General features: G+C 41.9%; 22 protein-coding genes. 11 read left to right on the forward strand and 11 right to left on the reverse strand.

Going from position 1 to position 23,718, the window contains the following annotated elements:
• Positions 1–109: 109 nt before the first annotated feature.
• The gene (locus AAFN85_RS20345; RefSeq protein WP_347529445.1) at positions 110–3,394 is read left to right on the forward strand and encodes a PAS domain S-box protein; all 3,285 of its coding nucleotides are present in this window, start codon (positions 110–112) and stop codon (positions 3,392–3,394) included.
• 297 nt (positions 3,395–3,691) lie between these two features.
• On the opposite strand, the gene AAFN85_RS20350 is transcribed toward AAFN85_RS20345, so the two are convergent.
• Together AAFN85_RS20350 and AAFN85_RS20355 are read right to left on the reverse strand one after the other, a co-directional pair.
• Positions 3,692–4,216 carry a DUF3347 domain-containing protein gene (locus AAFN85_RS20350; protein WP_347529446.1) on the reverse strand — a complete coding sequence of 175 codons (525 nt, stop codon included), beginning with the start codon at positions 4,214–4,216 and terminating at the stop codon, positions 3,692–3,694.
• Positions 4,217–4,223: 7 nt separating this feature from the next.
• On the reverse strand, positions 4,224–5,471 hold the full coding sequence (locus AAFN85_RS20355) for an ABC transporter permease (RefSeq protein WP_347529447.1): 1,248 nt from the start codon (positions 5,469–5,471) through the stop codon (positions 4,224–4,226).
• Positions 5,472–5,724: 253 nt separating this feature from the next.
• On the opposite strand from AAFN85_RS20355, the gene queA reads away from it, so the two are divergent.
• Together queA and AAFN85_RS20365 are read left to right on the forward strand one after the other, a co-directional pair.
• Entirely contained in the window at positions 5,725–6,774 is a 1,050-nt protein-coding gene (queA, locus tag AAFN85_RS20360; protein ID WP_347529448.1) for a tRNA preQ1(34) S-adenosylmethionine ribosyltransferase-isomerase QueA, read from the forward strand.
• A 373-nt stretch (positions 6,775–7,147) separates the two neighbouring features.
• Entirely contained in the window at positions 7,148–7,849 is a 702-nt protein-coding gene (locus tag AAFN85_RS20365; RefSeq protein WP_347529449.1) for a 2-C-methyl-D-erythritol 4-phosphate cytidylyltransferase, read from the forward strand.
• 36 nt (positions 7,850–7,885) lie between these two features.
• On the opposite strand, the gene AAFN85_RS20370 is transcribed toward AAFN85_RS20365, so the two are convergent.
• The 3 genes from AAFN85_RS20370 to AAFN85_RS20380 all read right to left on the reverse strand — a co-directional run bounded on the left by AAFN85_RS20370 (position 7,886) and on the right by AAFN85_RS20380 (position 9,007).
• Positions 7,886–8,035: a lmo0937 family membrane protein gene (locus AAFN85_RS20370; RefSeq protein ID WP_110585189.1), complete on the reverse strand. Its 150-nt coding sequence runs from the start codon at positions 8,033–8,035 to the stop codon at positions 7,886–7,888.
• Between the two features lie 106 nt (positions 8,036–8,141).
• Positions 8,142–8,363 (reverse strand): DUF2795 domain-containing protein, encoded by a 222-nt coding sequence (locus AAFN85_RS20375; RefSeq protein WP_002996718.1) that lies wholly within the window; start codon positions 8,361–8,363, stop codon positions 8,142–8,144.
• 74 nt (positions 8,364–8,437) lie between these two features.
• Positions 8,438–9,007 (reverse strand): cob(I)yrinic acid a,c-diamide adenosyltransferase, encoded by a 570-nt coding sequence (locus AAFN85_RS20380; protein ID WP_347529450.1) that lies wholly within the window; start codon positions 9,005–9,007, stop codon positions 8,438–8,440.
• Positions 9,008–9,247: 240 nt separating this feature from the next.
• On the opposite strand from AAFN85_RS20380, the gene AAFN85_RS20385 reads away from it, so the two are divergent.
• The 3 genes from AAFN85_RS20385 to AAFN85_RS20395 all read left to right on the forward strand — a co-directional run bounded on the left by AAFN85_RS20385 (position 9,248) and on the right by AAFN85_RS20395 (position 12,166).
• Entirely contained in the window at positions 9,248–10,273 is a 1,026-nt protein-coding gene (locus AAFN85_RS20385; protein WP_347529451.1) for a chitinase, read from the forward strand.
• Positions 10,274–10,340: 67 nt separating this feature from the next.
• Positions 10,341–10,952, forward strand: coding sequence for a hypothetical protein (locus AAFN85_RS20390; protein WP_347529452.1), 612 nt, complete (start codon positions 10,341–10,343; stop codon positions 10,950–10,952).
• 44 nt (positions 10,953–10,996) lie between these two features.
• Positions 10,997–12,166 (forward strand): TlpA disulfide reductase family protein, encoded by a 1,170-nt coding sequence (locus tag AAFN85_RS20395; protein WP_347529453.1) that lies wholly within the window; start codon positions 10,997–10,999, stop codon positions 12,164–12,166.
• 36 nt (positions 12,167–12,202) lie between these two features.
• Here AAFN85_RS20395 and AAFN85_RS20400 read toward each other — a convergent pair whose 3' ends face one another.
• From AAFN85_RS20400 to AAFN85_RS20420, 5 genes are all read right to left on the reverse strand, one after another.
• On the reverse strand, positions 12,203–13,858 hold the full coding sequence (locus AAFN85_RS20400; RefSeq protein WP_347529454.1) for a serine hydrolase: 1,656 nt from the start codon (positions 13,856–13,858) through the stop codon (positions 12,203–12,205).
• Positions 13,859–13,917: 59 nt separating this feature from the next.
• Positions 13,918–14,733: an AraC family transcriptional regulator gene (locus AAFN85_RS20405; protein ID WP_347529455.1), complete on the reverse strand. Its 816-nt coding sequence runs from the start codon at positions 14,731–14,733 to the stop codon at positions 13,918–13,920.
• Between the two features lie 30 nt (positions 14,734–14,763).
• Positions 14,764–15,528, reverse strand: a complete 765-nt coding sequence (locus AAFN85_RS20410) for an ABC transporter ATP-binding protein (RefSeq protein WP_347529456.1) — start codon at positions 15,526–15,528, stop codon at positions 14,764–14,766.
• 136 nt (positions 15,529–15,664) lie between these two features.
• On the reverse strand, positions 15,665–15,979 hold the full coding sequence (gene gatC / locus AAFN85_RS20415; RefSeq protein WP_347529457.1) for an Asp-tRNA(Asn)/Glu-tRNA(Gln) amidotransferase subunit GatC: 315 nt from the start codon (positions 15,977–15,979) through the stop codon (positions 15,665–15,667).
• A gap of 114 nt (positions 15,980–16,093) precedes the next feature.
• Positions 16,094–16,846, reverse strand: coding sequence for a lysophospholipid acyltransferase family protein (locus AAFN85_RS20420; RefSeq protein WP_347529458.1), 753 nt, complete (start codon positions 16,844–16,846; stop codon positions 16,094–16,096).
• A gap of 40 nt (positions 16,847–16,886) precedes the next feature.
• Between AAFN85_RS20420 and trpS the strand changes: the two genes are divergently transcribed.
• The 5 genes from trpS (at position 16,887) to AAFN85_RS20445 (ending at position 22,526) form a co-directional block, all read left to right on the forward strand.
• Positions 16,887–17,882 (forward strand): tryptophan--tRNA ligase, encoded by a 996-nt coding sequence (gene trpS / locus AAFN85_RS20425; protein ID WP_347529459.1) that lies wholly within the window; start codon positions 16,887–16,889, stop codon positions 17,880–17,882.
• Positions 17,883–18,047: 165 nt separating this feature from the next.
• Positions 18,048–18,662, forward strand: coding sequence for a deoxynucleoside kinase (locus AAFN85_RS20430; protein ID WP_347529460.1), 615 nt, complete (start codon positions 18,048–18,050; stop codon positions 18,660–18,662).
• A gap of 9 nt (positions 18,663–18,671) precedes the next feature.
• Positions 18,672–19,406 carry a 3-deoxy-manno-octulosonate cytidylyltransferase gene (gene kdsB, locus AAFN85_RS20435; RefSeq protein ID WP_347529461.1) on the forward strand — a complete coding sequence of 245 codons (735 nt, stop codon included), beginning with the start codon at positions 18,672–18,674 and terminating at the stop codon, positions 19,404–19,406.
• Between the two features lie 447 nt (positions 19,407–19,853).
• Complete coding sequence (locus AAFN85_RS20440; protein WP_347529462.1) at positions 19,854–20,990, forward strand: FIST N-terminal domain-containing protein; 1,137 nt, start codon at positions 19,854–19,856, stop codon at positions 20,988–20,990.
• A gap of 3 nt (positions 20,991–20,993) precedes the next feature.
• Positions 20,994–22,526 carry an ATP-binding protein gene (locus AAFN85_RS20445; protein WP_347529463.1) on the forward strand — a complete coding sequence of 511 codons (1,533 nt, stop codon included), beginning with the start codon at positions 20,994–20,996 and terminating at the stop codon, positions 22,524–22,526.
• A 3-nt stretch (positions 22,527–22,529) separates the two neighbouring features.
• Here the strand turns inward: AAFN85_RS20445 and AAFN85_RS20450 are convergent, their stop codons facing one another.
• Positions 22,530–23,543 (reverse strand): DUF4365 and DUF1817 domain-containing protein, encoded by a 1,014-nt coding sequence (locus AAFN85_RS20450; protein WP_347529464.1) that lies wholly within the window; start codon positions 23,541–23,543, stop codon positions 22,530–22,532.
• Between the last annotated feature and the right edge of the window lie 175 nt (positions 23,544–23,718).

Here is a 23,718-nt window from a genome sequence, read left to right on the forward strand (position 1 = left end):
TAAATAAATCTGCGTATTAATAACCGCTAATATAATTTACTGTTTGTAAAAATTTAACGGCAAATTTATTAATTTAAGCCCTGTATTAGCGTTTTATTCTTATTAATAATTGATTAAAAAATTACTCAACATCATGTCGTTAAAAGGCAAAGCATTGTTTTTAATACAAAACGATGCAACTGTTTATCGGCTGTTGCTTACAGGCTTATTAATTGCAAGTCCCTCACTACATTACCTTTGCTCCAGCAATTCGTACGATCCTTTTTGGCTCAGGTTGATCAATTGCTTTTTTTGCATGGCGGCCCTTGTATTTTCTTTTGCGGGTAATAAAACTTATTACCGGGTAAGCGTTTATCTCACTATAGCATCGTTTTTATTAATAAACAATTGCATTTTATTGGGCAAAAATGGTTTTGAACATGTTTACCTGTTTAGCGCCATCACCATTTTTATAGCCTTAACGCTATTTTGCAAAAAGCGCTGGGAGTTTGTGATCATTAGCGAGGCAAACCTTGCGGCCATTGTAACCGCGTATTTCACGGCGCCTAAGCTGGCCATCTCCCCTACAATATTAGTGGTACTTATTTTGGTTTTTACGCTGATAGCTTACGTATCATTTTTAGTGGTAATGGCTTACCAATACCAGCTTAAAAACGCTGTTAACAATGTAATGGAGCTTAACCAAAGCTTGCTGGCCAACGATGCCGAACTGCGTGAAAGCCGCGAACACCTCAACTCGCTCATTAACTCGCTTAACGATATTATTTTTGAGTTTGATGAAAGCAAAACCTGTATTAATGTTTGGTATAATGAGATGACCGAGCGCGCGGTTGATCCGCGGATAGCGATAGGTAAAAAGCTTGACCAGGTGGTTGGCCCGGAAAAGGCCGAAAAGTATGATAACGCGTTAAACTATGTGATGTTAAACCGTAAACCGATCTCGATCGAATTTGATTCGGATTACAACAGTGGGCGCTCGTTCACAGCTAATTTTACACCGATCCTTGATCAAACCACAGGTTATACCGGCCGCATATCAGCATCGGTAGTGGATATTACCGAACAAAAGAAGTACGAGCGTAAACTACGGGAAAACGAGGGCCTGCTATTAGAAGCCCAAAACATTGCCAAAATAGGTAACTGGTGGTATGATCATGAAACAAAAGAAACATTCTGGTCGCCCAACCTTAACAATCTCCTGGAAATTGATAAGCTTCCCGAAGGATCGAGCCTGTTTGAGCATTATATAAGCCTCGTGCACCCGGATGATAAGGCCGACGTTTTTGAATACCTTACTACTATTCGTAATGCCTCTCAAAATAAGATCGAGCATAAATTTGTTACTCCAGCAGGCAATTTAAAATACATCAGGATCCAGCTGGGCGAAAAGAAACAGGCTGTTGATATTTCTACCCGCACTTTTGGTATTATTCAGGATATAACCGAAGCCCGCCTGGCAGATAAAGCCGTTAAGCTAAGTCAGCTGGAGCTGATGGAAGCCCAGGCCATTGCTAAAATAGGTAACTGGAAGTACGATGTAGCGTCACAGCATCTTTCATGGTCGGAAGAGTTGAACAACGTTTTTGAGCTTGATCAGGGAACTTCATCATGTCGCCGCTGCTTTGTAAAACTGTTGCTTAAATATGTGCACCATAACGACAGGCCAATTGTGCGTCAAATGCTCAGGAGTCAGGTGAGCGACATCGATTCATCGTACGAATACCGCGTTTTTACACCCAATGGTCATATTAAACATATCAGTATTATTGCTGGTAAGCGCCTATATAATGAAGATGGCAGCATACGCAAAATTATAGGCACCCTTCAGGATATTACCGAACGTAAACAGGCCGAGCTTGATTTCAGGAGTGTAGAAAGCCAGTACAAACAGGTGCTTGAAACCATTAATATGGTGGCCATTACAGTTAACGCAGAAGGAATTGTGACCTTTTGCAATAAATACCTGGCAAATTTATTAGGTTATAGCAGGTATGAACTTATCGGCATGAACTGGATGGATAATTTTATCCCCGACGATCAAAAGGATTATATCAAAAGCTGGTTTGTAAACAATGATATTTTGCCACACTATATTAACCCAGTTATTTGCCGCAACGGCGAGCAACGGGTTATAAGCTGGCAAAACACTGTTTTTTATGATGAGAATGGCAAGATCAAAGAAACCACCTCGCTGGGCGAGGACATAACCGACCAGGAAAAAGCCCGGCAAGATCTGATCTGGGCCAAGGAGGTTGCCGAAAAATCATCCAAATTCAAGTCGGATTTCCTTTCGATCATGAGCCACGAGATCCGCACGCCTATGAACGCGGTTATAGGTACCACCAACCTGCTGCTAAGCGAAAATCCGCGGGCCGAGCAGATGGAATATCTCAACACGCTTAAATTTTCGGGCGAAAACCTGCTGGCTATCATCAACGATATTTTAGATTATAATAAAATAGAGGCCGGTAAACTGGAGCTAAACCAATCGAGGTTCAACGTTTTTCAGCTCATCCAAAAAATAAAACAATCATTTGTAAGCCGCGCTGCCGAAAAACAACTGGCCCTCGAAACCATCATCGACGAGAGCATCCCAGCCGATTTAATTGGCGATGCCATGCGGTTAAGCCAGGTGTTAAATAACCTGGTAAGCAACGCCATTAAATTTACTCACGCGGGCCGGGTGGTAATCAGGCTTGATAAGGATGTAGCTACCGGCGATACCGTAGCCATCAAATTCGCGGTTACGGATACGGGTATAGGGATAGCGCCCGAGAGTTTCAATATTGTTTTTGACCCTTTTACACAAGATCCACAAGTAACTAACAGCGAATATGGCGGTACCGGCCTTGGTTTGGCTATCACCAAACGCCTTGTTGAGCTTCATAAAGGCACTATTTCTGTATCGAGCGAGTTGAGCAAAGGCACTACCTTTAATTTTACTATCAACTTTATAGTAGCCCCTGCTCCCGGCGCTCCGCCGCCGACAGTGGTGCCAATGAACATATCCGACCATAACCTGCAAGGCGTAAATATTTTGGTGGTTGATGATAACAAAATGAACCTGATGATAGCAGCCAAGTTTTTAAAACGCTGGAACGCGCAGGTTGATGAGGCCCTGAACGGCCAGATAGCCGTTGATAAGCTCAACACAAATAACTACGACCTCATTATTATGGACCTCCAAATGCCGGTAATGGACGGCTTTGAGGCAACCGCCATCATCAAACAATCGCACCCTGATATCCCTATAATAGCCCTTACAGCTGATGCGATGCCCGAGACTTATGAGAAAGCTTTAGCCGCCGGTATGGTTGATTATTTGACCAAGCCTTTTGTGCCTGAAGTGCTCTATACTAAGCTGGCAAAGCATTTGAGGCAGCAACCGGCGTAGGTTGATAGCCCCAACAACGTCATTGCGAATAAGTAAAAACCAAAGCATCTAAAGGAGCTGTAAAATTCACCTATTTGTCATGCTGAGGTACGAAGCATCTTCTTCGCCCTGTATAGCCGCTATGCTTGTTGAAGAAGATCCTTCGTACCTCAGGATTACAAACTCTTTTTTAGATCTCAGCACTCACCTGATAAGCTCAGACCAACGGGGCTACGCACCAATAAAAAAAGCGATGAGGATCACTCACCGCTTTAATATCATCAACGAAATCTGCGTAATCAGTAACGATCAACGGTCTTAGTTGATCTGCTGCTTTACTGATCCGCACTCTTTCATATGCTCCGGGAAATAAGGGTTTTCGATAGGTTTTGCTGCTGATAACCAGTATCCACCTTTACCATCATCAGCCATTGGGCAAAAATCAACATAAATAGGTGCCGATTTAAATTTACCACCTTTAATAAGGTCAATCACATCTTTACTTAATACGAGGAACGATGCACGCTGAACTTTAATATCATCGGCAGCGGCAATATGGTGCGCTACTGTGGCCGTTTCGGTACAACCTTTAATACCGGCTAATTGGGCCTCTAAAGCGGTAGCAGCGGTTTTAACACCAGCTACGTTCGATTTTAAAAACTCATCTTTTAAAGCGATGTAAGCTTTAACAACGCTCGCGGTATCAGTTACCTGTGGCGCGGCAGCCGTTTTAGCCGAATCGGTAGCAACGCTATCGGTTTTAGCTGTTTCTTGTTTGGCGGATTGGTTACACGCTACGGCGGCGCAGGCCGCTAATAAACATAATGTTTTAACAATTTTCATATGGCAATTAGTTTGTGCGGATAGCTTCTACCGGATCAAGCATTGATGCCGAATAGGCCGGAATAATTCCCGCTATCACTCCTATTATAATTGAATAGCTCAAGCCCCTTATCACATTGGCGGCATCGAGTATTACTTGTATATCAGCGGCAGCCTTAACTGCAAAAGTACCCAGATATACGAAGAATAACCCAATAAGCCCGCCGCATAAACAAAGTAGCACTGATTCAATTAAAAACTGCAATAATATGAAATAGTTTTTAGCCCCAAGCGATTTTTGGATCCCTATAATATTGGTACGCTCCTTTACCGATACAAACATGATATTGGCGATACCGAAACCACCAACCAATACCGAAAATAAACCGATGATGAAACCACCTTTGTTTACGATGCCAAACAAATCGTCAAGCTGTTGTGTGATCATGGTGGTACGATTGAGCGAAAAGTTATCTTCCGCACCCGGCCTCAATCTGCGGATAGAACGCATCAAGCCTTTAATTTCACTTTCTACATCATCTGTTGGGATGCCTTTTTTGCCACGTACAATTATTGAAGGGCCATATCTTGAACTTTGAATATCAATTAAATTGCGGGCAAAGTTAAGCGGGAGCAATACTTCTTTATCTGTAGAGATGCCCAACATGTCCTTACCTTGCTTTGAAAACACACCCACTACAGTTACGTAGCGACCCATAACTTTAATTTGTTTACCGATGGCATCCCCATCCGGGAAAAGGTTTTGCGCTATATCATAACCTATATTGGTAATAGGTGCGCCCGTTTTTGATTCGATCTCGGTAAAATAGCGTCCGCTTTCAAAATCAAAATTCCAGGTTTTATCATGATCCTGCGATCCGGCATCAACCTGTGCTCCTTCAACCGTATTACTTTTATATTTAATGGTACGATTATCAATATTGATCTCATAAGATAAAGCCTCGGCGGTGGTCATCCGGCGCGATAGCTCATTAAAATCCCGCAGATCAGATTCGGGGCGTTGCAGGTATTTCCACCAGGGGAAGTCGCTACCGCCTACCCAAGGCCATTTTTGCACGTAAATACTGTTGTTACCCAGCTTATCAACGCTATGTTGCAGGTTATTGCGGAGCGTATCAACTGCCGATTGTACGGCGATGATGGTGAAGATACCGATGGTTACCCCAAGCAATGATAAAAACGTGCGCGTTTTATTTTGCCTCAGCGCGTCGCCGGCAAATAAAAAGCTCTCTTTTAAAAGTTTTAAAAAAAGCATCTAACTAATTTTGATATTTTGTGTTAATCAATTTTATTGCACGTTTTACGTGGAGACAACCTAAATAACCCGATTTTATAAACAACAAACACCATTTAGGGCATTATTTTTTTTAGACGATGACAGGCTTATTAAGTTACAGCATTTATCAATTAATATAACAGTAGTGTAATTAAAATGCTTCTTAAAAAAATCTGTTAAATTAACAAAAAAATTCGTACATTTGCGCCCTTGAAAATTCATAAACACAAACATGAAATTATCTCAATTTAAATTTAACTTACCTGAATCCCTTGTCGCCCATACTCCATCTGCCACCCGCGATGAATCACGTTTAATGGTTTTACACAAAGATTCGGGTAAAATTGAGCATAAAATATTTAAAGATGTGCTGGATTATTTTGAAGATAAGGATGTAATGATCCTGAACAACACCAAAGTTTTCCCGGCCCGTTTATATGGCAACAAAGAAAAAACAGGTGCCACTATCGAAGTATTTTTGCTTCGCGAACTAAATAAAGAATTACGCCTTTGGGATGTGCTGGTTGATCCGGCCCGTAAAATCCGCGTAGGTAATAAATTATATTTTGGTGACGACGACCTTTTAATTGCCGAGGTTGTTGATAACACCACTTCACGTGGCCGTACTATCCGCTTCCTGTTTGACGGTACCGACGAAGAGTTTCGCCGTAACGTTGAAATTTTGGGCGAAACACCACTTCCAAAATACATTAAACGTAAAGCTACCGCCGAAGATAAAGAGCGTTACCAAACCATTTTCGCTAAACACGAAGGTGCTGTTGCAGCCCCTACCGCTGGTTTACACTTTAGCCGCGAGCTAATGAAACGCCTTGAACTAAAAGGTGTTGATTTTGCCGAAGTTACCCTGCACGTTGGTTTAGGAACTTTCCGCCAGGTTGAGGTTGAGGATTTAACCAAACACAAAATGGATTCGGAGCAGTTTATCATTGAGCAAAAACAAGCTGATATTGTAAACCGTGGCATCGAGCGTAAATCACGCATCTGCGCAGTAGGTACCACTTCAATGCGTACCATCGAATCGGCAGTATCTGCAAACAAAACCCTGAAAGCTGCTAACGACTGGACCAGCAAATTCATTTTCCCGCCTTACGATTTCAGCATTGCTAACTCAATGATCACCAACTTCCACACACCAGAGTCAACCCTGTTGATGATGATCGCTGCCTTTGGTGGTTACGAGAACGTAATGAACGCATACGAAGTAGCAGTTAAAGAAAAATACCGTTTCTACAGCTACGGCGACGCGATGCTGATCATCTAAAAGTTTTTTAATAGCATATATAAAATTTGAGATACGGGATTTTTCTTGTATCTCATTTTTTTTGCGGTAAATCCCGGATTCGAAAGTGCACCCAACAAGGCAATAAACTTTCTCTCCAACAAACGAGCGGTGGCCTGACAGAAAAGCGGGCCTGGCGTATGGCCCCCGATGGGCTTCGGGGCAGGTTTTGCGGGATGAAGCTTTTTTCTGTCTTGACTTTTTGGTTACTTTTGTGTCAAGACAAAAGTAACAGCCTCCGCGGCAAATGAGCGGCCAATGATTGTATAATTGCAAAACGGCCGTCCATAACCACAAAAGCCGTATGCAAGTCCTACCCCGTGCAGACAAGTAATTTCAATTTTATTAGATTTAAATGTCCCCGAACTACCAATTACTACCCACCTACGTTATTATAGTAGCCGGAGGCTCAGGCAGCCGCATGAAATCAGCAGTGCCTAAACAGTTTTTGCTATTGAATGGCAAACCTGTTTTAATGCACACTATTGAGGCATTTAACAATACAGACGCAAAACCCAAAGTCATACTTGTTTTACCCTCAGATTATCACCAATACTGGCAACAACTGGTTAATGAACATGAGTTCACCATCCCCCACCAGCTGGTAACCGGCGGAGAAACGCGTTTTCACTCGGTAAAGAACGGATTGGATTTAATTACAGATAACGAAGCTTTAGTAGCTGTACAGGACGCCGTACGCCCACTCACAAGCTCATCAGTTATTGATGAAGCCTACAAGTGCGCTCACGAGCACGAAACCGCCGTAGTAGCCGTTAAAAGCCGCGATTCGATAAGGCAGGTAAAGGATGGAAAATCTGTTAGCCTGATACGGGATGAGATTTACCTGGTGCAAACCCCCCAAACATTTAAAGCATCCCTGTTAAGAAAAGCCTACGAGCAGCCCTTCGATACAAAATTCACAGATGATGCCAGCGTAGTTGAGCAATACGGGGCCGAAATCAAACTAACCGAAGGCGATCACAGCAATATCAAGATCACCTTCCCCGAGGATATAGCCGTTGCCGAACTCCTTTTAAGCAAAAAGCCACAAGTGTAACACTCGTGGCTTTTTTATTTGCAATACAAGGTGGTTTTATGCCCTCCTGATCACGCCTAATAGTACAGCTATAATAGCTATAACCAATAAAATGTGGATCAAACCACCGCCAAACGGGTGGATAAACGCGCCAAACAGCCATCCTATAACCAAAATAACTGCGATGATGTACAATAAGCCTCTCATAGTTGAAATGTTTTTTAAGTAAATGTGAAATCACATATACCAAAACCATTCCAAAAAGTGCTAATCAACAAAAAAACCCTTATTGCTAAGGGTTTCATTATTGTTTTTAATACTCGTCTTCGTTAAAAAAGAAGTCGTCTTTAGTCGGGTAATCCGGCCAGATCTCTTCAATGTTTTCGTACGGCTCGCCATCGTCTTCAAGGGCCTGAAGGTTTTCGATAACCTCAACAGGAGCGCCTGAACGGATAGCATAATCAATTAATTCGTCTTTTGTTGCGGGCCATGGTGCATCCTCAAGGTGCGATGCCAGTTCAAGTGTCCAATACATCGTTTTTATTTAATATTTATAATTATCGGTAAATTTTACGTTTTCGCAAAAGTATAACATTTTCAATTTGAAAATCAATATTTTTTTTCATTTTTTTTAACACGTGGTACCCACTGATTCTCAGCTATTTTATCATCATTTGCAATTTTTCGGGCCAATGTGAATAGGTAATCGCTCAACCTGTTCAGATAAATATTCACTTTTTCATCAACTGTACTCTCTTCGGCAAGCAATACGGTAACCCTTTCGGCCCGGCGGCAAACACATCTCGCAACGTGGCAAAATGAGATGGCATTACTACCGCCCGGCAAAATAAAATGCAGTAACTCGGGCAGGTTTTCGTTCATGGCGTCCATTTCGGCTTCCAGCAATTCCACATCCTCCAATTCCAGATCGGGGATAACCATTTTTGATTTTTCGGGATCGGCCGCCAACGAGGCTCCAATAGTAAACAACCTGTCCTGTATCTGCTTCAATACCTCCTTATCATGCGCATCTATATCCTGATCGCGGACAAGGCCGATGTATGAGTTCAACTCATCCACCGTACCGTAACTTTCAATCCGGATATGATGCTTGGGCACACGGGTACCTCCTATCAATGAAGTTAACCCTTTATCGCCCGTTTTAGTATATATCTTCATGGTCAATTTAACAAAAAATTACAACAATGTGGTTACATAAAACACGTAACCTCATTATCAAGCTATTAAAACCAAAGTGATCAAATCTTTTTCCGCAGATCGCTGTTATTTCAACACTATCATTTTAAACACCGCATTTTACGGCAATTGCGCATAATTTTTGCTAACGAAGTGTAATTTTTAAAATGTTAGCTTAAACTTGCATTTATAATATCGTGAAACATACTTATTCAGCCATCTATGAAATCGATCATATTATCATCTAAATTATTATCCCTCTCATTAATTATACTGTTTTCAACCGGATTTAGTTGCGGCGGCAGCAGTAAAAGTAAAGCAAGTAGCGATAGTAGCCAGACAGCCACAGATAAACCAACTCCTCCTAAGGTAAGCATGGCCAGCCTGCTTAGCGAGAAACAATTTAATGATCTTTTTCCGCAGCGCGATAAGTTTTATACCTACGCTGCTTTTATTAAGGCTGCCGATGAGCTAAGCACAATCAGCGTAAAGGTAACCCGCCGCGCCACATCTGTTTACCAATTGATACGCACCGATAAAAAAACAGGCAAAAGCGCCGTTGTACGCCAGGATGTTGACTGGAACGAAGAATGGGCCAAAGCCAAACCTGATAGCACCTACACCATCGACTATGGGAATTTCTGCACCCAATTTGCCGCCGATGTAAATAAAAAAGAGCTTGCCGCCTTTTTCGCTCACATAGCACACGAAACCCGTCATGGTGTTAACGCCACCTACACCGACGGGCTAATGCTGATACACGAAAGCAATACCAGCCTCCCCTACGTTGCCGAAAACGATGAATACCCTCCTGTTGCGGGCAAAAAATACTATGGCCGCGGCCCTATGCAGTTAAGCTATAACGGCAATTATGGTTACGCATCAGATTGCATTTTGGGTGATGATAAGATCTTGTTACAAAACCCCGAAATGGTAGAGAACGACCCAGTAATGGCTTTTAAAACCGCCATTTATTTTTGGATGACACCTCAAACCCACAAACCATCAGCCCACGATGTAATGACAGGCAAATGGCAACCCAACGCCGAGGATAAAGCAGAAGGCCGTACCCCCGGCTTCGGCATGACCATCAATATTGTAAACGGCGAGGTAGAATGCAATAAAGGCGAAAACATGTACAACATGAACGACAGGATTGGCTTTTACCAGTTCTTTTTAAAGAAACTTGGTATTGCCGATGCTAATTGCGTTTGTTCATGCGCTACCATGAAACCGTATCATTATTGATAACCTTTTGATTTTTGTTGCTAAAAAGTTATTATTGTGTTAATCTTTAACACTAAACTTTAACAAAGTGTCATCATTATTTGATACCGCGCAAATCGCATCATCTATACCAGAGGTAGCCGACATACTTGCATCGCTAAAAAAAGAGTTCAAGATAGAGCAAACCGGGCATATTGATTTTAATCTGGGGCAATTCAGCGTACTTAAAAACTATACTGATGTGCATCTATTAAGTTCGCATGCGGTGAAAAATAAGAATAACGATAGCTATATCCTTTTCACCGAAGCGCAACCAAAACTTACCGATCATGGTAAAGCCCTACCCGTTGAACAGCACATTTGGGCACTGGCCTACTTAAAGCACGATTTTGGCCGCGTACTCATCAGGCGTGAAACCTTGGTGGACAAGATCAAAGAACTCATCCACCCGGTTGAACTTGATTTTGCTGAAGACAAAGCCTTTAGCGATACTTTTTATATGCTGGTAAGCGACCGCCAAAAAGCAACCTCAGGTGCCGATCGTAATTTCCGCAACGTGGTAATGGATATCCGTCTGGATGATTTTGTGATTGAGATTGTTGAGCACACGCTTATTATCGGCAACACTAAACCACGCTGCGCTGAAAAAGCGCTGCATTTGGCCGAGTTTGTTTCGAGGTTGTGTACTACGTGCGATTAAGCTTCGGTTTGATCCGACAGTAATTTTATAAAAGACCTAACCTTATGAAGGTATTTATCGGAATATTTTATATTCTCGTCGGCTTTTCTTTTGCATCGTGCAATAGCAACCCCAAAATTCAGATCACAGGTTTTATAAAAGATGGCGATGGCGTTTTTGTTAAGATCAAAAGCGGCAATAGTGAAACCTGCTACGATTCCACTTATGTAAAAAACAACAAATTTATATTCAGTCCGCAAATCCCCAAAAAAGGATTTTACCATGTAGGCTTCTACAGTACAAAACCCCATATGTTTGATGGCGATTCTGTACAATGGATCTCTGATATCAATTTTTATGCTGACGACAGCGACTCTATACACATCCAAATTAATGACCTTACGCGTTATTTAGAACACACAAAATACTCACTTACTTCAACATCTTTTACCGAACGTAAACTGAACGACTTTGAACAACTCTTAGCATTTAAAGCAGACTCGTTAAAACAGCAGAAAAAGGAATACGAAAAAATTGCGGATAGCTTTATGGGCGATCCTAAACGTTATAGTGCTTACATAGATACCTTAAATGGATTTGATCAAAAACTTGCAAACTCACGAAAAATGGCACTAAACCAATTTATAAAGGGCAATAATAATACCATCATTGTCCCCTACGAAATTAGCCGGTCAAGTGACCTGTTTGACGATTATACTTTTTATAAGAAAACACTCGATCAGCAAAGTCAATCCGTTAAACAATCTTCTTACTATGAAGATGCTCTTAATTTACTCAAATCAGTAGAAAAGATATCCCGAGGAGGACATGCTTCTAAGTTATATGGAAAAGATCTTAATGGACATGAATTTGATAACAATTTCAAAAACAACAAATTAATACTGGTAAATTTCTGGGCTTCGTGGTGTGTTCCCTGCCGCGAAGAAATACCGGAGTTAAAAAAAGTTTACAGCGAGTTTAAAAACAAGGGGTTTGACATAGTTTCTGTTACTATCGACGAAAAATATGACCGGTGGAAAAATGTATCTGAACAAGAGAAAATGCCATGGACGAACATCGGCGAGATTGTTGATCAATTTGATTCAAAAAACATCAAAAACTTTGTTGTTAAATCTGTGCCCACAAATTATCTCATATCTGCCGATGGAAAAATACTTAATCGGAATATTGAGGTTGACAGTTTACGAAAGATGCTTAAACATCGGTTATTATAATCCATAGTGAAAAGCGGTAAAGAATATAAAATCTCCCTATTTGCCCAACACCGCCGGTAAAATATACTCCTGCATCATTTTATCAACCTGCGGATGAGCATAAGGTGTATTATAAGCCTCGGCAGTTACTATCACGACCAGCGGCTGATTGGTAAACACAAAGATCTTGTTACCTCCATTGCCCGAGCAATAATACGTTTCATAAGCTTTATTATTTACGGTGTAAGTTTTATTCCAGAACAGGTAGCCATAATAACCCTCGCCTCCCATATCTTTTGGCAAGGTTAAATGTTTGGTGAACGATTCTTTTACCCAACTCTGCGGCAAAACTTGTTTACCATTCCAAAGCCCACCGTTTTTATATAGTTGTCCAAATTTCGCGTAATCTAATGAGCGCATTTGTAAACCTCCGGCTGTACTGGGTACGTTTTGCGGTGTGTATTGCCATTGGTAATGAGTTATGCCCAGCGGCTTAAATAGTTTCAGGTTTGAGTATTTGTCCAGGCCACCAGCTACTGTTTTGTTGAGAATATCACCCAATAATACAGCACCGGCCGTAAAATAGTTCCATTGTTTATATGCGTTTTTTGCACTGTCGGTTTTTAGATCGAGCGTAAATTTAACCCAATCATCGGTTGGGTACATGTTTTCCTCGTTCCCCGGTGAATCGCTTTTACTATCGTCAGCATCAAATACCGAACTCATGGTGAGCAGGCTTTTTAAAGTGACATTATCTTTTTGAGTTGAATAATTGCTAAACTTTTTCAGATCATAAAACTCTTTTAAAGTTTGATCAACACTTTTGATATAGCCATCGCGAATAGCCATTCCCATAACTGTTGAGGCAAATGTTTTGCCTACTGATCGTGGGTTATGCAGCGAATCGCGGGCGCTTCCATTAAAATATTCCTCAATAAGTAATTTCCCATTTTTAATCACCACCACGCTGGTAATTTTTTTAAAGATGTTATTAGCAATGAGGCCATTCATTGCCATAAGTTTCTTTTTATCAAAACTTTCTGTTGATACCGGCCAACCGCTGCCCGGTTTTATAGGTTGAAGTGGCACATCTTTCGATTCGATAGCAGGCATAGAAAACTGAAGCTCACCTTGTGCGATGATATCATTACCTACTTTTAAATCAGGTATGGCCACATAAGGCCTTACCTCTATTTTAAGTTGATGTGTGCCTGCTGTAAGTGCGTCTTCCCCACCGCGAGCCATAAATCTGCCCCACAAAAAACAGCCCCATGAGTCTTCTCCCCGGTTATTGATGAGCGGGACAAATATGCTGGTACTTGTATTTTTCACTACAGGCAGGTTAGCGCCTTTGTTCAAATTTTCCTGGTATATCTGTCGGCCATCTACATAAAAGGTAAATTGAAAATTACCTTTGTTTAAATCGTCAACAGTAGATGATGGCTGTAGGGCATGCTGATAATTGGTTAGCGAATTACCCAATACTAACCGCATATACAGGTTATTTTCAGGTTTGGCATAGTAACTTGTTAAAAAATCTGTTGGCTTAAGTTTTTCGAGTGGAATGGTATCCGCTTCGAAGATCACTTTACCAATATTGGCTTTTTGAATAGCTGATGTTATTGGTTCGGGTTCAATGATATTACTGGTTTGAGCGTATAGGGCACCGGCTGTTATCAATATAAAAAAAGCGATAAGGCTGTAACGTTTCATTTTGTTTTATTTAGATACTACAAAACTCCATTTATTAAAAGTTTGAAAATAGAACGAGATTAACATCCACGCAATAAAAACCTGCGATAGGCCGAAGGGTTACTTCCGCCAAATTGCTTAAAGCACCGCACAAAATGGCTTTGATCTGCAAAACCACAACTGAAAGCAATATCCGTTAAGGACAGATTATCATCAGTAAGCAACGAAAATGATTTCTCAACCCGCAGCTTCCGGATATATTCGCCCAGGTTACAATTAAAATGCTTCGAAAAATCACGCGATAAGTGCACGGGGTGGATCTGTAATATTTGAGAAATGTTGTGCAAAGTGTAGCCTTTGGCAGGCTCATCATGCAATAATTGCTTTAACCTGTCAACCCAGGCTGGAACCGCCCGTAACAGGCGGCCATTGTCAAATTGCATTTTATGAAGCGTTTGCAACAGCAACGACTCTACGGCAAGCCCGGTAAGTTCGTCGGTAATTTTCGATTCCTTAAAAATTCGGTATAAAAGAAATTTAACATCGGGGTTGGCAATGGAAAAGCTGCCTTGCAATTTATCCTGCTTTAGTTCAAGGCTATCAAACCAATGCTTTTGCAGTTCGATGTGAAAACCTCGGGTAAAACCTTTCGGTTTGATGTTGTAATGGGGATCCTGCCAATTGTGGAATAGCAAGCTACCTGCCGAGCAATTATAAACTTCCTTTTTATTGCCTTCAAGTACATTGCCGGCGAGTATAAAAGTGAAATAAGCATTTTCGTGATAATGCCAATCTACCTTATCAAGTGTGTATTCTGTATCAGTTATGGTGATGCCTGGCAGGTGGGTTGTTTGATTGGTTTGTCCGTAAAAGCTGCCTGTTTTTAGTTGTTTCATTATCCACCGGGAATAAAATTAAACAACCAATTATTTTTCTTCTAACGAGCCCGGTGCCTCATCTACAACCCTCCTATCCACCGTTTGGATATTGGTGTTCAAATAATCCTTCTCGATCAAACCATCGCGCATACGCACTATACGATGCGCGTGCATGGCAATGTCCTCCTCGTGCGTTACCAGGATAATGGTATTGCCCTTGGCATGGATATCTTCAATAAGGCCCATGATCTCGATAGATGTTTTGGTATCGAGGTTACCCGTAGGCTCATCGGCCAAAATAATAGATGGATCATTGATCAAGGCCCTGGCTACAGCCACACGCTGCCTTTGTCCGCCCGAAAGTTCGTTCGGTTTGTGATCCATGCGGTTACCGAGGCCTACATTTTTAAGCGCATTAGAAGCCCGTTCCATTCGCTTTTCCTTATTCACACCCGAATATACAAGCGGTAACGCTACGTTATCTAATGCGGTATTGCGGGGCAACAGGTTAAACGTTTGGAATACGAAACCAATTTCGGAGTTACGCACTTCGGCAAGCTGGCTATCGGTCATGCGGCTTACGTCGATACCGTTAAGCACGTATTGGCCTTTGGTTGGGGTATCCAAACAGCCTAAAATATTCATAAGGGTTGATTTTCCTGAACCGGAAGGCCCCATAAGCGCTACAAACTCGCCTTTGTTAATAGATAGCGAAACAGATTTAAGCGCGTGGATCACCTCGGCACCTATCACGTATTTACGCCCGATATCTTTAATTGTTATTAACGGCTTGGCAGTATTTATTGGCTCCATGAATTATTTTTCGGTTTGACTGCACAGGGGTAGGTAATGTTACAGTTGGAAAGTCGAAAGTATGAAGTTTTTAGTCGAAAGTCATTTTGAACGATAAATACTAAAGACTTTCGACTCCGGACTTAATACTTAGAACTTATTTCTCAATAACCTTCGCTACCAAAAAGTAATCGGCATCGTGCTTTGGCGCGTTCTCTAAAGCTTCTTCGTGGGTAATTTCGTATTTAACCACATCTTCGCGCAGTACGTTGGCACCGGTGGTCATGTATACCAGCGGCTCAACACCGGTAGTATCAACCTCGTTAAGCTTGGCCATAAAATCAAGGATTTTGCTCATATCCTGCATGGTTTCCTCTTTTTCGGCTTCGGTAAGTTCTAAACGGGCCAGTTGGGCTACTTTTTCAACGGTTTCTTTATCAATGGTCATGCCTGGTGGTTTTATTAACATCATAAACCTCATTGTACAAAATGCAGCTGTCAGAATCCATCCGGCTGCTTTTTGAAGTGGTTTATGTACAAATATATTACAAATTAGCGGTGTGTTGCCATCCGGGGTTATAATTGGCTAAGCCTGGGCTGAAACGATTGCCTTGGCATTTAAATTGGCACTTATAATTTCATACACCTCATCGCGCAGGGTATCAGCATCATCTACCGTTAAATTTGAAGTATCAATAGGCTTGTGCACTTTAAACTTCGCGATACCCGGTCTGCTGCCGTATTTGGTACCGGTGTCCCAAAGTATTTTCCAGGTATTTACAGATGATACCGGAATAATGGGAACATTCAGTTCGATAGCCAGCCTGAAAGGGCCGTTTTTAAACTGTCCAAGCTGTGGTGGATAATTATCAGAAATCCCCCCTTCCGGGAATATAATCAATGAGATGCCTTCTTGTAATTTTTCGGACGCCTTTTTAAATGCTCTAAATGATGACATTTTACTTTCGCGATTTACCGGGATATCAACTGTACGAAAAAACAAGCCGGTGACCAATCCATCCTCAAGTTCTTGCTTCCCCATAAAACAGCAATCATTTTTTACCATTATGCACATAGCCGAAATATCAAGATTAGATGTATGATTGGGGCAAATGATATAAGGCTTGCTCCAGTCAATAGACTGCTCGTATTCAAACTTATAAAATATGCCCACAAAGGCCGAACTCACTCTCCCCCAAACCCCGCGGAGCTTGTTTAACGTATGGTAACGTTGTGGTTTCCGGGAGAAAAAATAAAAAAAAGGCCATAAAATAAAGTAGCCCAGCGCTACGCTCACCACATATAAATAGATGTGCACTTTTTTCAATATCATTTTCATCGTCACCAAAAATAGAAAAATTCCTTACTTTCGCCACACTATGGAGACTGTTGTTAGTGGCATCCGATCGACCGGAAACCTGCACTTAGGAAATTACTACGGGGCGTTGCAAAACTTTATAAAAATGCAGCATGAATACAACTGCTTTTTCTTTATTGCCGACCTCCACTCGTTAACTACCCACCCCACACCTGCCGATTTGCATGGCAACGTTAAACAGGTGCTGATAGAATATTTGGCCGCCGGTATCGACCCGGAAAAAGCTACCATCTACGTACAATCAGACGTGCCCGAGGTAACCGAACTGTACCTGTACTTAAACATGAACGCTTATTTGGGCGAGCTGGAACGCGCCACATCATTTAAAGATAAAGTACGCGCCAATCCCGAAAACGTGAACGCAGGCCTGCTTACCTACCCGGTATTAATGGCTGCCGATATCATCATCCATAAAGCCGTTAAAGTGCCTGTAGGTAAAGATCAGGAGCAACACCTGGAGATGGCCCGCACCTTTGGTAACCGCTTTAACCGTTTATATAACAACGATTATTTCCCCGAGCCTTACGCGTTTAGCTTTGGCGAGAGTTTGGTGAAAATCCCGGGCCTGGATGGTAAAGGAAAAATGGGCAAATCTGAAGGTGAAGGAAACGCTATATTTTTAGGCGATGCTCCGGAAGTGATCCGCAAAAAAGTAATGCGCGCTGTAACCGATGGCGGCCCGACTGTTGAAAACCAGGAAAAACCACAGGAGATCCAAAACCTGTTCGATTTAATGAAGGTGGTATCTACACCGGATACCGTAGGCCATTTCGACGGTTTATATAATAAAATGGCTATTCGCTACGGCGACTTCAAAAAACAACTTGCCGAAGATATGATCCTGGCCACCGCCCCTATCCGCGATAGGATCAATGCCATTGCAGGCGATGCTGATTACCTGCGTAAAGTTGCAGAAATGGGTGCTGATAAAGCCCGCGAAAGCGCTTCGAGAACTATAAGAGAAGTAAGAGAGATCATCGGTTTCAAAAAATTTTAATTTCAGAACCGGAATTAAGAAATTTTCAGAATATTAGATAGAGCCCTTTTCAGGGCTTTATTTTTGATAATAAAAAGACAAATATTAGTTGGATAGCCTAACGAAAATTGAAGCAATTCTGTAAATTCGAAAAATTCAGGTTCACACAAAACTTAATAATAACGCATGCACTTAGCTATTGTAGGAAATATTGGCGCCGGAAAAACCACCCTTACCGAAATGCTGGCCCGCAACTACGGTTGGGAACCATTATATGAAGCTGTAGATAACAACCCTTATTTAGAGGATTTTTACAGCGACATGAAACGCTGGAGCTTTAACCTGCAGATCTACTTTTTAAATAGCCGCTACCGACAGATCATCGATATTCAGAAAAGTGGCCGTAATATTATTCAGGATCGTACCATTTATGAGGATGCCTACATATTTGCAGAAAACCTGCACGATATGGGCCTCATGACCACCCGCGATTACGAAAACTACGAATCTATTTTTCAGAACATAACCGAGTTTATTAAACCACCCGATCTATTGGTTTACCTTAAAGCTTCGGTACCTACCCTGGTTAGCAATATTCAACGCCGTGGTCGTGAGTATGAGATAGGGATCCGCTTGGATTATCTTTCAAAACTGAATGAGAAATACGATAAGTGGATCAATAGCTACAAATTGGGTAAGTTGTTAGTACTTGATAAAGATAACCTTGATTTTGCCAACAACACCGAGGATATGGGTACTATTGTTAACCTCATTGAGCGGGAAATTAACGGGTTGTTTTAATTTTTGCTGATGAAAATTTTAGGCATCATTCCAGCCCGCTACGCGTCGTCACGTTTTCCAGGCAAACCACTGGTTGATATCGGCGGCAAAACAATGATCCAGCGTGTATACGAGCAGGCAAAAAAATGTCAAAGCCTAAGTGAGGTTATTGTTGCTACCGACGATGATCGAATTTTTAACCATGTTACCGGTTTTGGCGGCGTAGCGGTAATGACCGGCGAAAACCACCAAAGCGGTACCGACCGTTGTGCCGAAGTTGCCCGCCTGCACCCGGAATACGATGTGATCATCAACATACAGGGCGATGAACCCTTTATCGATCCCGAACAAATCACAAAACTAACAGCCTGCTTTAATGATGCTGATACGCAACTGGCCACACTGGTAAAACGTATCCTTACCGAGCAGGAGTTGCATAACACCAACTCGCCAAAGGTGGTGATCAATAAACTATCCGAGGCTGTTTACTTTTCACGCTCCACCCTGCCCCACATCCGCGGACAGGAACCTGAAAACTGGCTTGAGTTTTATCCTTTTTTTAAACATATAGGCATTTACGGTTATCGTGCCGATGTATTGCAGGAGGTTACCCAATTGCCAGTATCTCCGCTTGAAAAGGCGGAAAGCCTGGAACAATTGCGTTGGATAGATAATGGCTACCGCATAAAAGTTGCAGAAACTGAACTGGAAACGCATGCAGTGGATGTGCCGGAGGATTTGGATAAGTTGAAGTTTGATATTTGACACTCCTACCTATCGTCGTGCCGTCCGCTGGTTAGCGGATCGGCATCCCACAGGACAAGTATCCCGCTTTGCATAGCATGGTTGCTCAGCGGATGGGAGGTTGAAACAAGTTCAACATGACTGTGATATTTTGGTACAATAAAAACCACAAATCACAAGCTGAAATCTCCTGCCTTGTCAGCCTGTAAAACAACACTATCAACGCAGCAAAAGTTCAACATTTCTGTTGCAACTATCTTCCCTTTTCTCTCGTAAACCAATAAATATTTAGGCTTGCAGAACATGGTTAACAGCGGGTTAAACTATTGAAACATCGCTCTACTATTAATAATTAAGTTTATTTACACAAACAACAAAACGTTTGATACTTTAGGTGTTTAACTAATTATTGCTTTTTAATTTATTAACTTCATACATAGCACGCCCCTTGCTATTAACCTGATTGTTATGAGAATACGGCAGCACCATTTTAAAAATGAAGGTTGGGTAAGCTATTTTTCTGAGCCGGGATTTGATGCCGGCAAATGCCGTTTAGTGCTCGCTTTCGGGGCGCCTGAACTTATAAGCGATCCTGTTATTTATGACTATTTAAGGAATGCTTACCCGGCGGCAGATATTGTTTTTTCGTCAACTTCGGGCGAGATCATTGGCAGTGATGTGTATGATGATTCGATAGTGGTTACCGCCATCGAACTTGAAAAATCATCCATAACCTGTACTTCAACCCATGTAAATGAACAGGCCAACAGTGCCGAAACCGGGGCCTTCCTGATGTCGCAGCTGGAAAAAAGGGGGCTAAAATGCGTATTCATCATCTCGGATGGAACATTTATAAACGGCAGCGAACTGGTTGACGGTTTTAATCGCGATAATCCGGACAAAGTGCCGGTAACAGGTGGCCTGGCAGGCGATGCCGCAAGGTTTAACAGTACTTTCACCAGCTTAAACGCGGTACCATCACAGGGCAATGTAATAGCGATTGGTTTTTATGGTGATGAACTACGCATTAACCACGGCTCGAGCGGCGGTTGGGAAGAGTTTGGGCCTCAGCGCACAATCACCAGATCAGTTAAAAATGTGTTGTTTGAGATTGATGGCAAAAGCGCCCTTGATCTGTATAAGGAATATTTAGGAGAGTATGCTGCCGAGTTGCCTGGTTCTGCCTTGTTATTCCCCCTCTCGTTAAGTATTGAGGGCAGCGACAAAAAACTGGTGCGCACGATACTGAGCGTTAATGAGGATGAAAAATCGATGACCTTTGCCGGTAACCTTCCCGAAGGAAGCAAGGTGCGCCTGATGAAGGCAAATTTTGAAAAACTGATCAATGCCTCATCTACAGCCGCTACCGATTCAATAAACGATCCTAAACAAGCCGATCTGGCCATACTGGTAAGTTGCGTTGGCCGAAAACTGGTACTTGCCGACCGCACCGACGAAGAGCTTGCTGCCGCGAAAAGTATTTTTGGCGATCAAACATCCATGGCGGGCTTTTATTCGTATGGAGAGTTGTCCCCTCTAAACAAAGGATCCAACTGCGAGCTGCACAACCAAACCATGACTATCACAACCTTTACCGAAATATAATTTATGGATTACCATTACCTGTTAGATAAGCAAATAAAAAAGATGCTTCCGGCGCAATACCTGGAGGATGACGCTATTTTGCAGTTTTTAGGTGCCATAAACAACAGTTTTAAAAACCTTGATAAATCCATAAAGCTGGCCGATCATGCCTTTAATGTAAGCGAACGCGAGTATGTAAGCGTAACCGATAACCTAAGGCAACAAAATGAGATCAAACAGCGCTCGATATCGCAACTAAAAGAAGCCATCAAGGCACTTAGTCCGGATACAGAATTAAGTATCTCCGATTCGGACGATGACCTGATCCATATCATCAGTTTTTTACAGGAGCAGATCACCAAAGCCAAACAGCTTGAAATTGAGCTGATCCAATCAAAAGATGTTGCCGAAAAAGCGGCTATGGCCAAATCGCAGTTTTTGAGCGTGATGAGCCACGAGATCCGCACACCGATGAACGCGGTAATCGGTTTCACGCACCTGCTCATCCACCAGGAACCACGGCCCGACCAAATGGAGTTTTTGAACTTCCTCAAGTTTTCGGCCGAGAACCTGCTAGTGCTGATCAACGATATTTTGGACTTTAGTAAGATAGAAGCCGGCAGGGTTGAATTTGAGAACGTAGATTTCAGTCTCACAGATCTAATCAAAAACATCCGCCTTGCACTGCTTCAAAAAGCCAACGAAAAAAACATCCAGATAAAACTAATGATGGACCAGGACCTGCCCCATGCCATCATTGGTGACCCGGTACGTGTAGGCCAGATCCTTACCAACCTAATGAGTAATGCTGTTAAATTTACCCATCAAGGCAAAGTAACCGTAACCGCTACCCTTGCCGAAAGTAAAAAAGGTGAAGCAACTATCGATTTTGAAGTAGCCGATACCGGAATAGGGATCACTCCCGATAAACAGGAAAGCATTTTTGAAAGCTTTACCCAGGCCAGTTCGGATACCACCCGCAAATATGGCGGCAGCGGCTTAGGCTTAACCATCACCAAACGCTTGTTGCAATTGTTAGGTAGCGATATCACCGTTGAAAGCGAATATGGCAAGGGTTCAGTATTTAAATTCGGCCTCACTTTTAAAACCAGCCATAAAAAACTGAACAGGCATGCGGATAACGAAGAATTTTACGCGCTAAAAAGCCTAAAAGGCACCCGCCTGCTCATTGCAGAAGATAACCAGATCAACGTAATACTGGCCAAGCAGTTTATGAAACAATGGGATGTAGAGTGCGACGTAGCCGAAAACGGCGAGATTGCCCTAACCCTTGTAAAAACCCGCGATTACGATATGGTATTGATGGACCTCCAGATGCCCGAAATGGACGGCTACCAAACCACCCGCGCCATCCGTGAACTTCCCGGCGAACAATATAAAACGTTGCCTATTATCGCGCTAACAGCTTCGGCTATGTTGGATATACAGGATATGGCTTTTACTGTAGGGATGAACGATTATGTGAGCAAACCGTTTAATCCTAATGAGCTGCACCGTAAAATTGATTTGTATAGCAGACAGCGGGAAAGGGTATAGGTTTTATTTTTTACCGGTCAGAATTCCAACTATTAAATCACTTTGCTCTTTGTTTATATCCTCACTGATTTTATAAGTTTCTGAAAACTCATTCAACCAATCGAAAATTTTCTCCAGAAATTCCAAAGTTAGGGCTGTATCAGTGGAAACTTGCTTAATGTTTGTCTTTCTATCGAATGTCACGGAGTGAGCGTTTGCATAACAAAGATGTAATACACGCAACCCCGCCACATTTTCGATAAACTCCTCCATGTTTAAAAAATATCCCCAGTATTTAAAAGCAGGCAAAACAACACGAACCCATTCCTTTATAGCAGGAATTTCATAAACCTCTCGAGGGTCATGGTTGTAACCGTCAATAGCAAATGATATCTTACCTCTGGTTTTTTCAATCATTCTGTCGTTTATTGTCAAACGATCCAATAATTTAACAAAGCCACTAACGTCTTTATTTAAAATCTCACTTTTGTTAACTTCTAAATAGATTAATCCACTTTCCCTTAATTTTTTATTTATTTCCCATTGATATTCGATCTGATCCATATAATCAACTACGCCACCAGCATACTCTATAAATTTCTGTTTAAAACCTTTATCGAGTAAGTTCGCCTTTGGTATATTAATGGACCAACCATTTTTTGTTCTATCAATATTGTTAATATCAAATCGAGTCCAATAAGCTTTCCGGTCAGATAAATTTACAATAATGATTAGTACCGGAAATCCGGCATTAAGGTAGTAATTCAAGTGTTTATTTTCCCCTGTAAATGTCCATCCCGTTGAGGTCGCAGAAGCAAAATAGCTATCTCCTGTTTTGATCTGGACTCCAAGAAATTTGCCGGTTACGCTTTCTCCAACTAAAACATCAAAATAACCATCAAGCCCGAAATCATCTTCTAAATGAACTGGTCTAAAGAGCCAATCAAAATCAGTTTCTACTATTGATTTCACAAACGATACCCCATTATCGCCAGTTTTTCTGTTTGACACATATTTGGGAAATGAGTTTTCGGGCATAGATATTGATTTTGATCTCTAAAATTAACACAAATTAATGCTTTTAATAAATAGGGCTTATTTCAACTGGCGACCTGTGCAGTTATCTCACATTTCTGCTTACCCACTGGAGTCAATAGATTTCGGAAAGCTGCTATCTCGAAATAACCAATAGAATCTTTAACATCTAACTCAA

The sequence above is a fragment of the Mucilaginibacter sp. CAU 1740 genome (assembly GCF_039839285.1).
Taxonomy (GTDB): Bacteria; Bacteroidota; Bacteroidia; order Sphingobacteriales; family Sphingobacteriaceae; genus Mucilaginibacter.